General features: G+C 39.4%; 12 protein-coding genes. 5 read left to right on the top strand and 7 right to left on the bottom strand.

Annotation, left to right across the window (positions count from 1 at the left end):
* Positions 1–37 precede the first annotated feature (37 nt).
* A complete protein-coding gene (locus K345_RS0112370; protein WP_053228278.1) occupies positions 38–973 on the top strand; it encodes an alpha/beta hydrolase in 936 nt (311 codons plus the stop codon).
* On the opposite strand, the gene cobS is transcribed toward K345_RS0112370, so the two are convergent.
* Genes cobS through K345_RS0112345 form a run of 5 tightly spaced genes read right to left on the bottom strand, consistent with a single transcriptional unit; the run spans position 954 to position 6007 of the window.
* Positions 954–1727, bottom strand: a complete 774-nt coding sequence (gene cobS / locus K345_RS0112365) for an adenosylcobinamide-GDP ribazoletransferase (protein ID WP_028974424.1) — start codon at positions 1725–1727, stop codon at positions 954–956. The two genes, K345_RS0112370 and cobS, sit on opposite strands and share 20 nt — an antisense overlap.
* Entirely contained in the window at positions 1724–2383 is a 660-nt protein-coding gene (locus tag K345_RS0112360) for a DNA-J related domain-containing protein (RefSeq protein WP_028974423.1), read from the bottom strand. The genes cobS and K345_RS0112360 overlap by 4 nt, the downstream gene beginning before the upstream one ends.
* A gap of 7 nt (positions 2384–2390) precedes the next feature.
* Positions 2391–3464 (bottom strand): D-alanine--D-alanine ligase family protein, encoded by a 1074-nt coding sequence (locus K345_RS0112355; protein WP_028974422.1) that lies wholly within the window; start codon positions 3462–3464, stop codon positions 2391–2393.
* Positions 3465–3501: 37 nt separating this feature from the next.
* Positions 3502–4590, bottom strand: a complete 1089-nt coding sequence (locus K345_RS0112350; RefSeq protein ID WP_037572165.1) for a hypothetical protein — start codon at positions 4588–4590, stop codon at positions 3502–3504.
* A complete protein-coding gene (locus K345_RS0112345) occupies positions 4493–6007 on the bottom strand; it encodes a UDP-N-acetylmuramoyl-L-alanyl-D-glutamate--2,6-diaminopimelate ligase (RefSeq protein WP_028974420.1) in 1515 nt (504 codons plus the stop codon). The genes K345_RS0112350 and K345_RS0112345 overlap by 98 nt, the downstream gene beginning before the upstream one ends.
* 23 nt (positions 6008–6030) lie before the next feature.
* On the opposite strand from K345_RS0112345, the gene K345_RS0112340 reads away from it, so the two are divergent.
* From K345_RS0112340 to metH, 3 genes are all read left to right on the top strand, one after another.
* Positions 6031–7743, top strand: coding sequence for a DNA adenine methylase (locus tag K345_RS0112340; protein WP_083963753.1), 1713 nt, complete (start codon positions 6031–6033; stop codon positions 7741–7743).
* A 57-nt stretch (positions 7744–7800) separates the two neighbouring features.
* The gene (locus K345_RS20950) at positions 7801–8487 is read left to right on the top strand and encodes a lipoate--protein ligase family protein (RefSeq protein WP_053228276.1); all 687 of its coding nucleotides are present in this window, start codon (positions 7801–7803) and stop codon (positions 8485–8487) included.
* 67 nt (positions 8488–8554) lie between these two features.
* A complete protein-coding gene (metH, locus tag K345_RS0112330; protein WP_028974418.1) occupies positions 8555–12220 on the top strand; it encodes a methionine synthase in 3666 nt (1221 codons plus the stop codon).
* 7 nt (positions 12221–12227) lie between these two features.
* Here metH and K345_RS0112325 read toward each other — a convergent pair whose 3' ends face one another.
* A complete protein-coding gene (locus tag K345_RS0112325; protein ID WP_028974417.1) occupies positions 12228–12476 on the bottom strand; it encodes a DUF4404 family protein in 249 nt (82 codons plus the stop codon).
* Positions 12477–12584: 108 nt separating this feature from the next.
* Here K345_RS0112325 and K345_RS0112320 point away from each other — a divergent pair, with 108 nt between their 5' ends.
* Positions 12585–13097 carry a flavin reductase gene (locus K345_RS0112320; protein ID WP_053228275.1) on the top strand — a complete coding sequence of 171 codons (513 nt, stop codon included), beginning with the start codon at positions 12585–12587 and terminating at the stop codon, positions 13095–13097.
* Here the strand turns inward: K345_RS0112320 and K345_RS0112315 are convergent.
* On the bottom strand, positions 13069–13941 hold the full coding sequence (locus K345_RS0112315) for a prenyltransferase (RefSeq protein WP_211227885.1): 873 nt from the start codon (positions 13939–13941) through the stop codon (positions 13069–13071). The two genes, K345_RS0112320 and K345_RS0112315, sit on opposite strands and share 29 nt — an antisense overlap.
* Positions 13942–13958: the final 17 nt, after the last annotated feature.

Genomic DNA, 13958 nt, shown 5'->3' with positions numbered 1-13958 from the left:
CATTGACCTGAGAATGTCCCCTGAGTATTGTTAGCATATGATGGAAAAAAATCAAAAAATCACCCTTACAGACCGCACTCAACTTAATCTTAATGTGTGGATGCCTAATGAGGGAGAAGCCAAAGGTATTCTTCAAGTTATTCATGGAATGGGAGATCATAGTCTAAGATATACGGCCATAGGTGAGTATTTTTCTTCAAAGGGATATGTAGTTGTTGCTGATGACCATCGAGGGCATGGTAACTCTGTTTCAGAGGATGGGGAGTTGGGCCATCTTAATCGTGGTGACTCTCATAATCTGGTTCATGATGAATATGAAGTATCCCAGTGGATAAAAGACCGGCATCCCCATTTGCCTCTCTATGTTTTAGGTCATAGTATGGGTTCTTTTATACTACGAGCGTATTTAAAGTCATATGGTGATACCATTGCAGGTGCCATCATTTGTGGTTCCAGTGCGCCGGATTTGCTTCGTGGATGGTTAGGCATGATAATTGCGAAGTTCCGTCGTCTAAAGGATCATGGTTATAGGCGTGACAAATTTCTTAATACAATGGCTTTCACTAACTATAACAGCAAGTATGAGAATGTTAAGACAGACTTTGATTGGATTTGCTCTGATCCAGAAGTCGTTGAACAATATATAAAAGATCCTTATTGTGGGACCCTGCCCACCTCCGGCTTTTTTCATGAATTGAGTCAACTAGTAACTCTGATCAGTAAGAAAGGAACTGTAAAATCCTATCCTTCCCATCTTCCCATTATGATAATTGGAGGAGCGGATGATCCCTTAGGAGAACATGGTAAGGGGCTGCCCAGACTAAAACAATTTCTACAAAACAATGGTGTCCGGAATGTTACACTCAAATTATATGATGGGGGACGTCATGAGATTCTGAATGAGGTGTTTAAAGAAGCGGTCTATCAGGATGTTTATACCTGGATTACAGATCTTAATAAAAGAAATGAGTGATACTTATGATACTAAGCAGTATGTATATCTCGGATATCTGTTCTGAAGCTCCTAGCAGATCTCCCGTATATCCTCCTAGTTGTTTCTTGTAATAAAAAGCAATCAGGATAATCAAAACTATCAAAGTAATAATAGGAAGCAGCAACAGAAAATGTTGGCCTTTCAGTAGAACCTGCCAGGCTCCCAGGGAGATTAGTATTGTTATGACCCATGCTGTTCCATGATCTACGAAGCTTAATTTATCTATATATTGATTGCTTTTGCTGGTTTCATCTCCTCGAACATAATTCAAGAAACGTGTGAGGGTGATGGGTACTTGTCTGGCTAAAACTGAAACTAAAATAAAGGAATAAGCCAGGATGTTTTCCTTAATCTGTGCATACAATGATAGTTTTAGCAAGATCATAAGGACATATCCTATGAGTCCATAGGAACCCACCCGACTGTCTTTCATGATCTTGAGCTTATCTTCTTTGGTCCAACCACCGCCTAATCCATCTAGACTATCAATGAACCCATCTTCATGAAAAGCTCCTGTGACTAGAGTTGATGTTATTAACGAGAGTATTAAGGAAGACCAGGTATTTAATATGATTAATGAGATATGATAGGTAAGAATCATTACCAATGCAGGTATTAAGCCTATGAGGGAAAGGTATTTTGTAGCTCGTTTTGTTTCTTCCTTCGAATAATTGAGAGCAAAAGGAATGGGTATCCGTGTATAGAATTGTATAGCTAACAGAAGTTTGTTCATTTTTTTGATTCAACATAGCGCAACAATTGCCTATAGGCATTATTGATTCGTTTAAACCTTTCTTCCTTTCCTGGACTGACATCAGGATGACATAATTTTGTTAAGTTCCTAAATTGATGTTTAAGCATAATATCATCAAAGCACTGGGGTAGCTCAAGTAGTTTCCTTGATTTCTCAATGGCTTCATAATTGGCCAGGACTTCCCATGTCCCCCGTAGAAAGCTTTCAGCTGTTTCCTTTGTTAAAGCATCATAGTTACTGGGATCCAGATAAAAATATTTGAGAGACAGTCTTTCTAATGATATATCATCATACTGCTGACCATGAAAATCACAATAGGAGCCTTCACAGGGGGTATTACAAAATGCTCCCAGGTTGTCATCATAATGCCGGCAATTTCCTTTCTGGGGAAAGTGCAAAAGATTGATACGCATGAAATGTATATGAAGGTATTTACTTTCCTTATAATATTCTGTTTGGAGTTTATATAGATTATGAAATAAAAGGAAATGACACTGATATAGTTCCAGAGCATCAAAAGTGTTCACAGGGTCTGTGAACACTTTATTAAGCAATTGTGATTCATAGAGTGGGGTTTGGGTGTTTTCCAATATCCCCTTAAGTAGGTTTAGATCTACTGTATTGGCTACATCCATAAAGTAATTATAGACTATAGATCAAGTTTTTTTCCTCATTATATACAGCAATTCCCGCTTCAATGATTCTATTTAATAGATCGGAATACTCTACACCTGAGGCTTTTGCCAACATGCTATACATACTTATTTCGGTAAAACCGGGCAGGGTATTGATTTCATTCAATTGAAAGGTCTCTGTTTCTTTATCCAGGAAAAAGTCTACTCTTGCAAAACCTCTACACTGGGCTGTTTTGTAGGCTTTTAAAGCCAATTGCTTTACTTCTATCGTTTGAGTCTCTGTTAAAGGAGCAGGTATCAGTAAAGTAGCTCCATCTGGATCGATATATTTGGCTTCATAATCATAGAAGCTGTGACCTGTGGGTACGATTTCCCCTGGTACAAAAACTTCAGGGAGTTCATTACCTAGTACAGAACATTCGATTTCCCGGGCATTAACACATGGTTCTATCATGATTTTTCGGTCAAATTGAAAAGCCTTTGCTACAGCTTGGTCCAGTTCCTTTTCTGTATCAGCTCTCGACACACCAACAGAACTACCAGCACAGGTTGGTTTGATAAAGAGGGGGAATCCCCAGTCTTTTACAGCCTTTGCTTTTGAGTCGGCACTTTGATACTGGTAGAAGGCTAAATAGGGAACTACAGGAAGGGTTGCTTCGGTCCACACTGCTTTGACCCTATCTTTATCCATTCCTATAGCACTACCTAGTACACCAGCGCCCGCATAGGGCAGACCAGCCATTTCCAATAAACCTTGAAGGCGGCCATCCTCACCAAAAGTCCCATGGACAATGGGAAAGACAAAGTCGATAGGGAGCTTGTCCTCTCCTAAATAGATGCCTTCACCAGGGAATATGGATAGTTTGTTCTCTTCTCTAACTTCTAGTTTCTTTGTCTGTTGTACTTTATCTTTATCTAAGGGTGGTTGTAGGAACCAAAAACCTTGTTTGTTGATTCCAATAAGGGTTAGGTCATATTTATTCAAATCCAAGTTTAACCCAATAGAAGCACCTGATCTGAGTGATACTTCATGTTCACCGCTTTTGCCACCATATAAGAGGGCAATATTCTTTTTCTTCATTCTGAATTTTTAGCATGCATGAAAGGATTTGGCAAGCTTAGGGAGTAAAGGATTCCCAGTACTCATTTGTTTGTGTCTTAATGACAATAAACATTGGGCTGTCTGTTTTACTAATCTCAAATGTGGCTTGTTCTATCTTTCGTTCTTTTGTTTGACTTCCCGTTGATTTCATCAAGATACTTAAGGGTAAATTATCCTCAGGAAAATTAATAATCCAATGGGTATCTTTATCTTCTATTATGTAATCGCCAGCATTAAAACTGAATTCTATTTTTGTTTTTAAATAAGACCATGGTGTGTAATAGGAGGTTGTAGAGGGCTCCAGTTGTCCATTGGTTACCTCCCTTTTGATATTATCGATTCCTTGTAGAAGAAGATTATAGCTAAGTGGATAGTTGAGCTTCTTATAGGATAATTTTATAACCTCATTCCATGTTTCTAGTCTTGGCAAGGTCATATCTAATCTATGACTAATGTCTAAACTGCCTTTGTCACTAACAATGGTTTGAGTGCTTTTGTAGAGTACAAACCACTCTTTATGATCCGTATCATAGTCAGCAAGAAAGTCATAATTATTTACTTCTTTATGGTCAAGAATATTACCTTGCCAATCAATGGCATAGAGTTTTCCGAGGCGCAAGATAATTATTCTCTCATTATCCCATGAAACTAATTGATCAGATAAGTTTAGAAAGGGAAGATATACTATCTTATCTTCTGTTTGGTGTTTCCATTGGAAATGAACCTTATCTAAGGTTACTTCATTAGTTGTTAAGGGATAATTTTTATAGATAAAAAGACTATTGTCCCAAAGGTATCTTTGTTGATCGAGAATAAACTCCAGTTTAGATTGTCCTATTTTTTCGAAGGAAAGGTTTTGACGACGAGCTTCCTCATTCAGTAAGAGGCCCTTTTCTGTAATATCACCCTTTTCATCTATCAGGAAGGGGCCCCTGTTTGTTAGAATTTCATACCCCTGATCTGTTTTGCTGAAGCCAAAATACTGAGTATCCTGTCCAAAGGCTAAGCTATGACTTTGTATAACCCATAGAAGCGAGAGCAGAATAAGCCGTTTCGATTTCATCCCATGGGTGAGGTCCATCTTTTTGAATGATATTACTTTCATGACCCTTTCCTAACAATAATATGGTATCCCCTGATCTAGCGAGTGAAAAGGCCTTTTTAAAAGCTTCCTCTCGATTTGGAATCAGGAATATTTGTTCATTTTCAATAAGATGGGGACATCCCGCTTGAATATCTTTGATGATCTTCATGGAATCTTCCAGACGAGGGTCTTCATCCGTTAAGAAGATTTTGTCAGCATATCTGCTGGCTATTTCTCCCTGTTTGGGTCTCTTTTCCAGATCCCGTTCACCAGCCGAACCAAAAACCAAAAATAATCTACCGGTGGTCTTGTTTTTGACATCGGGAAACACCCTTTCAAAAGATCCCGGAGTATGAGCATAATCCACAATAACATGAAAGTCCTGTCCTGCTTTAATGGGGCACATTCTTCCTTTGACCGCTTCTAAGTTTGGTACAAATGGTATTAAATCCAAGGGATTGATTTCTAGAATCCCTGACACTAATAGCAAACAAGCTAAGAGGTTCTCCACATTAAAGGACTGGGGAATGTTTAATCGGCAAGAGGACGATTCTCCCTTCCAAACAATCTTTAGATCTGTACCTGAAGGATCTTCTTTTACAAGGGAAGCAAACAAGTCTGCACTTGAATCTTTAATGCTATAGCTGAATACTTTATGAGTCGTCGCGCTTTTGAATAGTTCATGATGAGGATCATCCAGATTTATTACACCAAAGCTTTCACTATTTGTGGATTTGTCCAAGAACATAAAGAGGCGACTTTTGTCTTTCCTATATTGTTCAAGGGTTCCGTGAAATTCTAGATGTTCCTGAGTAACATTAGTATAGGCTACTCCGTCGTAATCGACATCCCCTAAACGGTTATTACTCTCTGCCAGTCCATGACTTGTAGATTCAACCACTGCATATTCCTTACCATTTTCCAGCATTTGATAAAGATATTTATGAATCTCAGAGGCTTCCGGTGTAGATTGACGAAGTGCATTTTTCTCAATATTATCGCCTATTTGAAATTGTACTGTTGAGATAAGCCCTGACTTTTTACCTGCTAATTGGAGTAATTGGTGACAAAGGTTAACAGTCGTACTTTTTCCGTCAGTTCCTGTAACTCCTAAGACTTTGAGTTTCTGTGATGGATAATCATAAAAGGCTGAAGCGAGGGGTGATAAAGCTTTTCGTGTATTAGGTACTTTTACATAGAGAATTTTCGGGTTATAGTAAGCTAATTCCTGGGAATGGATAACGGCTGTAGCCCCTTTTTCCAAAGCTTGCTCTACATATTTATGACCATCGGTATGTATTCCTTCTAAAGCAAAAAACAAGCTTCCCTGGATAACATCCCTTGAATCATATATTAATGAGTTAACCAAAGTATTTTCCGGACCTTGGATGTGAATTATCTTTATTGATTTGATTATATCTACTACTGACTTTTCCATGAGGCTTTAGATTAGCAAGGCTTATGAAATTCAGCAATACCTATAAGGAGCATTCAAAGCGCTTGTGGCATAAAATGACTTTCCCCGAGGGGAATTTACCAGATGACCCCTTCCTCACAAAACAGCTCATAGCCTACATTGGCAATAAGAGAGCCTTACAGGGGTTTTTGACAGAAGTATTTCACACTCTGCATTTTAGACCGGGAATGACCTTCCTTGATCCCTTTGCTGGTTCAGGAGCCGTATCACGTTTAGCCCGTTATCTTGGATTCCAGGTCTATGCCAATGATTGGGAACTCTATGCACAGATTGTTAATCGGGCTCATTTAGCTGTAAACAAATCAGAGTTAAAATCATTCTATCAAGATAAAGGGGGCATTAAAAAGGTCTTCCAGTATCTGAATCAATTAACTAATGATGTGATTCCCTATATGAGTCGTTATTATGCTCCAGAAGTAACGGAGTCAGCAGACTATCACATTGAACGATTGTTTTTTACAGCAGAGAATGGTCTCTTTATTGATAGAGTCAGAGAACAAATAGAAGAATGGTATCCTGGGGAACAGCAAGGTATAGCTCTCAAGGAAAAGGAAATACTTCTATCCAGTTTAATCTATGAAGTATCCACCCATTCTAATACAAATGGGGTTTTTAAAGCTTTTCATAAAGGCTTTGGAGGTCATGGTAAGGATGCTCTCTCCAGGATTATGAAAGCTATGGAATTGGAGATCCCCTATCTTACTGATAGTAAAGCTTCTTCCTTCGTATCAGGATTAGATGCACAAGATTTTGTAAGACAATATTCTGGCGATATCTGTTATTTAGACCCTCCTTATAACACCCACCAATATGGGAGTAATTATCATATCCTGAATACGGTAGCTTTATGGGATAAAAAACCTGTTCCTCTTTCCCTAAATGAAGAGGGCCGTTTAAAGGAAAAAGCGGGAATCAGAAAAGATTGGGTAAAAACCAAAAGTCCATTCTGTTACAGGAAAACAGCACCGAAAGCCTTTGCTGATCTATTGGATAAGATCGACTCCCGATGGATATTACTCAGTTATAATACGGAAGGAATCATTCCTTTTGAACAGCTCTATGAAATGTTAAACCAGAAAGGGAAAACAGAGTTATATCTGAAGGATTACATTCTTTACAGGGGGGGGAAGCAGTCTCTTCAACGTAAGAATAATAATATGGAAATTCTCCTTGCTGTAGATTGCAAAGAACGGCCGGGAAAGTATGACAAAGCTTCAATAGATCGGTTCATACTGGAACGGAATATTGCCCAGTCCCTCAGGAACCCTATGGTGCCCAACCGATTGAAGGATGAATTTCCTACGGACGAAAAGGACCAGATAAAACTACACCCTAAGCTTCCCTTATTAAAATGTGTCCTGAGTTATAAAATAGCAGAGGAACCAGACTTAAAGACATTAACTCTGGAGGAGCTGAAAGACTTACAGGAACGTGTTCAAAGAGTGAGCTGTCAAGACCATCAGGAAGAATGCTATGTCCTTAAAGCTTTGTTAATGACCAGTCACATTTCTTATCACAAAACATTAAAGAAACGACTCGTTCAGGTCTTAAGGAAATTCGCCTTTAAAAAGTACCGTGATGTTTTTGAAGCTACCATGGATGACCTTGTTAAATCCTTTTCAGGTTCTCAATGGGAAGACCTTCAGGAAAGCTTTAAAGAAGTTGAAGCCATTGCTCAACTTAGATTTAATGGGTGACAATTGTGGTCTGATATATACCTTGAATACCCATAATACTACTAGTATCTTACTGTTATGAACAAACAAGAATGGCAAATAATTGAGCATAACCCCAGTCTGGGTCAATTTAATATGGACTTTGATCAGCAAATGATAGATGAATATTCCATAGATCATATTCCAAGATTCCGTCTTTATGGGTGGAGTCCTCCTACCATTAGTGTTGGCAGGTTTCAGAATGTAGAACAAGATTTCCCTGTTTCTGTGGTTAGACGTATGACAGGCGGTGGGGCTATTTATCATCACAATGAGTTAACCTATAGTCTTGTTTGTGCCCCCAGTGATTTAGGTAATCCAAAAACAGTCAAAAAAGCCTATGAAAGCATAACTGGATTTATTATTAGATTTTATTCTTTGTTAGGACTAAATGCCTATTATGCAAAGGATGAACAGGTCCAAAACTTTGAACTGGGTGCTAAAACCTGGACTTGTTTTGAAGGGCGAGAAGAGTATGATATTCTCATTCAAGGTCGCAAGATAGGGGGGAATGCCCAAAAGAGGAGTCGGGATTTAATATTCCAGCATGGATCTATTCCTCTCGGCTTTGATTGGAAGGGCTGGGAAGAGGCTTTTAGGGCAATACACCTTCCTTCAGAAGAAACCATAGTGGCCCTAAATGATCTTATTCCAGTTCCTGAGCGATTCGAATTGTATAGTCTTATGAAGCAAGCCTTTGCAGAACAAATCAAAAGCCTATTCTGATCTTCAACTTAAGATTGAATAAAATAACTTAATACGTCAAGATAGTTCCATCTTAGGAGGGCTTTCTATGAATAATTCACGGCTAAACAAGATCTTATCTGATCGGATACTAATACTTGATGGTGCCATGGGTACTATGATTCAAGGATATAAGCTGAATGAAGAGGATTTTAAGGGCACCCTTCTTAAGGATCATAAATCTCCCCTCAAAGGTAATAATGACATTCTCAATTTAACCAAACCACAGGTTATTGAAGATATCCACAGAGCCTTCTTAGAAGCTGGTGCTGATATTCTGGAGACTAATACCTTTAATGCGACTTCTATCAGTCAGGCTGACTATCATTGTGAATCCCTGGTCTATGATATTAATTATCAAGGAGCTTTAATTGCCAGGAGAGCGGCAGATGCCTTTAGCTCTGAGGATAAACCGAGGTTTGTTACAGGTGTTTTAGGTCCTACTAATAAGACACTGTCCATGAGTCCTGATGTGAATGATCCAGGGTATAGAAGTATAAGTTATGATCAGCTTTTGGATAGTTATAAAGAAGCCGTTGGCGCTCTTATAGATGGGGGTGTTGATCTCCTTCTTGTCGAGACTATTTTTGATACTCTCAATGCCAAGGCGGCTTTAATGGCAATTGAAAATGTTTTTGATGAGAGAAAATTACGATTACCTATCATGGTATCAGGAACAATCACAGACAATGCGGGACGAACCTTATCAGGACAGACTCCCGAGGCTTTTTATTATAGTCTTCGTCATGCCAAGCCTTTTAGTGTCGGTCTCAATTGTGCTCTGGGGGCAGAGCAAATGATCCGCTATGTCCAGGATATTGCTAAGGTTTGTGATAGCTATATCAGTATGCATCCCAATGCAGGATTACCTAATGAACTAGGGGAATATGATGATACTCCTGAATACATGGCGGAAGTTTTAGGACGAATGGCCTCCAAGGGGCTCCTTAACATTGTTGGTGGATGCTGTGGCACCACTCCCACTCATATAAAGGCTATTGCAGAGACTGTAAGTCAATATGCCCCAAGACAAAGCAAAGATTTACCAAAAGCAACAAGATTAAGTGGTCTTGAACCATTAATTATCAATGAAGAAAGCCTCTTTGTGAATGTTGGTGAGAGAACAAATGTGACTGGTTCCCGTAGATTTGCCCGGCTTATACGGGAAAAGAAATATTCAGAAGCTCTGGATGTAGCCAGGGATCAAGTGGAAGGTGGGGCTCAAATCCTGGATATCAATATGGATGAAGCCATGCTTGATTCTGAGGACGAAATGAAGATCTTCCTTAACCTTCTAGCTTCCGAACCAGATATCTGCCGTATTCCTTTTATGATTGATAGTTCTAAATGGACTGTCATTGAAGCAGGCTTGAAATGTGTTCAAGGTAAAGGAATTGTGAATTCTATCAGTCTTAAAGAGGGTGAAGAGCTCTTTAAGGAGCATGCTAAGAAGGTCTTGAATTATGGAGCTGCGGTCATTGTCATGGCTTTTGATGAAGAAGGACAGGCTGATACTTTAGAAAGAAAGCAGAATATCTGTCGTAGATCCTATGACATTCTGGTCAACCAAGTAGGATTTGAGCCTAATGACATCATCTTTGATCCTAATATCTTTGCCATTGCTACAGGAATTGAAGAGCATGCTAACTATGCTGTTGACTTCATTAATTCCATTAAATATATCAAAAAAGAACTCCCCGGTGCGTTGATATCAGGTGGAGTCAGTAATGTTAGCTTTTCCTTTAGAGGAAATGATGCTATCCGAGAAGCTATCCATACGGTCTTTTTGTATCATGCTCAATTGGCTGGAATGGATATGGGTATTGTAAACCCTACCCAGTTAGGCGTGTATGATGATATTCCTGAAGAGCTCATGAATCTCGTAGAAGATGTTGTTCTAAATAGAAATCCTGATGCCACAGATAATCTCCTCGATAAGGCTGAAGAGTACAGAGGGGAGGGAGGAAAAGCTAGAGTTGAAGATTTAAGCTGGCGGGAAAAACCAGTGAGCGAAAGATTAACTCATGCCCTGGTTAAAGGGGTATCTACTTACATTGCAGAGGATGTAGAAGAAGCCCGTGTGAATAGTGCTTTGGCTCTCGATGTCATAGAAGGGCCTCTCATGGATGGGATGAATGTTGTGGGAGATCTCTTTGGTTCTGGAAAAATGTTCCTTCCTCAAGTCGTTAAAAGTGCCAGGGTTATGAAAGAAGCCGTATCTTATCTACTCCCTTATGTGGAGAAGGAAAGTGCTGGTCAAGGCCATACTAAAGGTAAAATCCTTATGGCGACAGTTAAAGGTGATGTTCATGATATTGGTAAAAATATTGTAGGTGTTGTCCTCCAGTGTAATAATTATGAAGTGATCGATATGGGTGTTATGGTTCCCACAGAGGACATTTTGGCCAAAGCACAGGAAGAAAAGGTAGATGTTGTTGGCTTATCTGGACTGATCACACCCTCATTGGAAGAAATGGTCGGGGTTGCAAAAGAAATGGAAGAACGGGGGTATAAGATCCCTCTTCTTGTCGGTGGTGCTACCACAAGTGCAGTTCATACAGCTGTGAAAATCGCCCCTGAATATACAGGCCTGGCTGCTCATGTCCAGGATGCTTCTTTAGCTGTTAAAGTTGTCAGTGATTTATTGAGTAACACTCGCAGGGATGAAGCTATTACTGAGATCCGTAATAGTCAGGAAAAGGTTAGACGTAATAGAGCTCAGAGAAGTTCTGCAGCAGATTTCATAAGCTTATCTGAAGCCCGAACTAAGCGTTATGTCCCTGATTGGAATAACTATACTCCACCAAAACCTAATAACCTGGGAATCACCAGTTTTCTTGATGTCAGAGTTGAAGAAATCATTCCTTATATAGACTGGTCTTTTTTCTTTTTAGCCTGGGAGTTAAAAGGGAAATATCCAGATATTCTTGATGACCCCACTTATGGGGCAGAAGCTCGAAAACTGAAAGCGGATGCTGATGCTCTGTTAAAGCGAATATCCAGGGAAAAGCTATTATCCCCTAGAGGTGTCATAGGTCTGTTTCCTGCTCACTCTGAGGGGGATGATATGGTTATTTATGATCCAGAGAATCAGAAAGAAGAGATAGGTCGGATTCCCATGCTTCGTCAGCAAAGGGCCAAAAAAGATGTACCCTATTATCTGAGCTTAGCCGATTATCTATCCCCAGCTGATTCCGGGATTCCCGATTATTTAGGTTTTTTTGCTGTTACCGCCGGTATTGGCATGGCAGAGACATTAGACACTTGGGATAAAAAAGGGGATGATTATTATGAAATCCTTCTCAAAATTCTGGCAGATCGTTTAGCCGAAGCTTTTGCTGAAAAGCTTCATCAAGAAGTTAGAACCAAATACTGGGGATATTCTCCTGATGAGAATCTGTCTTATGAGGATTTACTAAAGGTAAAATACAAGGGTATAAGACCAGCTCCAGGCTATCCACCCTGCCCAGATCATAGAGAAAAGGAAGTTCTCTTTACATTGATTGAAGCAGAGAAAAGGGCGGATATCCACTTAACGGAGAGCTGTATGATGACACCTGCTGCTTCTGTATCAGGATACTACTTTAGTTATGAAGATTCTAAATACTTCAGTGTAGGAAAGATTCCCCATGAACAAATCCTTGACTACGCACACAGACGTAATGAGAATATAGAGGACACAAAGAAATGGCTCGCTTCCGTTTTAGCAGAATAGGAATGATCTATATTCCCAGATCTGATAAGGATTGGCAAACCTTATCCAGGGCTTTCGTTAAGTCTGGATGAGCTGCTTCCAGTCTTCGGAAGTAGGCTATGAGACTCGTTTCCTCTACATCGCCAGTAGGATCTGTTATTTGAGATAAATCGCCTTTGATCATATCAATGCTATCTTGAAGGTCTTTTTTCTCATGAGGAGGGAGCTGGGTTTTACTGATTTTTTGCTCTAATTGGTCAATCTTATCTTGTAACATACAACGAATTTACTTCTATTCTATCCTAAATGTCAAAAGAAAAATATTCGCAATACCCTAAAGTGTGAATTATAGTTTAGACATGAATTGACACATAGGGGGAATAGCTTGAGTTGGATTAGTACAGAACCCAAAATATGGAGTAAAAGTCCTGTTAAGGCCTTCGGGACGGATTGGAGCCTAATTACTTCAGGAGTCAAAGAGGGCTGGAACACTATGACAGCTAGTTGGGGAGGGCTTGGCGTTTTGTGGAATAAGCCCATCGCTTATATTTTTATTCGACCCAGTCGATACACCTATCAGTTTGTTGAAGATCAGTTAACCTTATCTCTTTGCTTTTTTGATCCAGAATATAAAGACATCTCTCAACAATGTGGTTCCCGGTCTGGTAGAGAATGGAATAAAATGGCAGAGCTTGGGTTAACTTCCTTTATTACTTCAAAAGGCTATATTGGTTTCGAGGAAGCGAATACCATTATTGGTTGTACCGTCAGAGGTAGTGTTGATATGGAAGGAGCTCGTATTCTAGATCCTTCCATTCAAGAACAATACTATTCTCATGGAGACAGTCATCGATTGTATTTTGCTGAGATCAAAGAATTCCTAGTAAAAGAAGAATAAGTCCAGTAGAGTACCCAAAGGTATATTTCATAAATATTTTGGTGATTCCTCCCATAGAAGGACCTTTTCTTGTATGGTTAAATCCTTTTCCCTTCATTTTGATTAGATCATATATTTCCCATATTAAGACAAAGACTACTGGTATAGACATCCACAAATTGTGGCTTCCCAGAATGAATAGTAAGAGAATATGAGCCAATAACACTTCTGTGAACAAAAGTATAACACTTTTGGAGGGGCCTAATAGGATAGATAAGGTCTTTCTTCCTGCTTGTATATCCCCTTCTCTGTCGCAGGTATTATTGACTGTTAATATGGAAGCTATCATAAGTGTCGATGGTATGGAGAATAAGAGGTCCCATCCTGTAAGGTAACCCTTTTGTATATAGATATTAATCAGGAATATCCCAGTTCCCATAGCCCCGCCGGCAAAAAGCTCTCCAAAGGGAGTAGACGAGATAGGTCGGGGCCCTGCTGTATAGAAATACCCGATTAACATACATATTCCTCCTGCCATGAGGAGAGGCCATCCTGTCAAAAATGTTAAAATCAATCCAAGACAACCGGCAATAAGGAACAAAATCCAGGCTGTCCAGAAAGCTGTCCATTTACTGACTCCACCATGAATAAGGACCTTGTCCGCTTCCTGGTTTGTCTTTATATGATCTACTCCTTTTGTGTAATCAAAATAGGTATTAAAAGCTGTTGTTCCCATATCAATAGCTAGAGAAGCAATTACCATAAGGAGTAATTTAAGAGGGGATAGTCTTGTTGTGGAAAACAGTATGTATAAAGTACTGATAAGCAGTGTGGAGACACTAACGATTTTTGTTCGAATCTCCACAATATTTAAAAAGGTTT

This window comes from Spirochaeta cellobiosiphila DSM 17781 (genome assembly GCF_000426705.1).
Lineage (GTDB): Bacteria > Spirochaetota > Spirochaetia > DSM-17781 > DSM-17781 > Spirochaeta_E > Spirochaeta_E cellobiosiphila.
This window is presented reverse-complemented; position numbering and strand designations above follow the sequence as displayed.

Excerpts from the sequence above, each read along its gene's own strand:
- K345_RS0112370 (WP_053228278.1), top strand. The coding sequence starts at position 38 with ATGATGGAAAAAAATCAAAAAATCACCCTTACAGACCGCACTCAACTT.
- cobS (WP_028974424.1), bottom strand. The coding sequence starts at position 1,727 with ATGAACAAACTTCTGTTAGCTATACAATTCTATACACGGATACCCATT.
- K345_RS0112360 (WP_028974423.1), bottom strand. The coding sequence starts at position 2,383 with ATGGATGTAGCCAATACAGTAGATCTAAACCTACTTAAGGGGATATTG.
- K345_RS0112355 (WP_028974422.1), bottom strand. The coding sequence starts at position 3,464 with ATGAAGAAAAAGAATATTGCCCTCTTATATGGTGGCAAAAGCGGTGAA.
- K345_RS0112350 (WP_037572165.1), bottom strand. The coding sequence starts at position 4,590 with ATGAAAGTAATATCATTCAAAAAGATGGACCTCACCCATGGGATGAAA.
- K345_RS0112345 (WP_028974420.1), bottom strand. The coding sequence starts at position 6,007 with ATGGAAAAGTCAGTAGTAGATATAATCAAATCAATAAAGATAATTCAC.
- K345_RS0112340 (WP_083963753.1), top strand. The coding sequence starts at position 6,031 with ATGAAATTCAGCAATACCTATAAGGAGCATTCAAAGCGCTTGTGGCAT.
- K345_RS20950 (WP_053228276.1), top strand. The coding sequence starts at position 7,801 with ATGAACAAACAAGAATGGCAAATAATTGAGCATAACCCCAGTCTGGGT.
- metH (WP_028974418.1), top strand. The coding sequence starts at position 8,555 with ATGAATAATTCACGGCTAAACAAGATCTTATCTGATCGGATACTAATA.
- K345_RS0112325 (WP_028974417.1), bottom strand. The coding sequence starts at position 12,476 with ATGTTACAAGATAAGATTGACCAATTAGAGCAAAAAATCAGTAAAACC.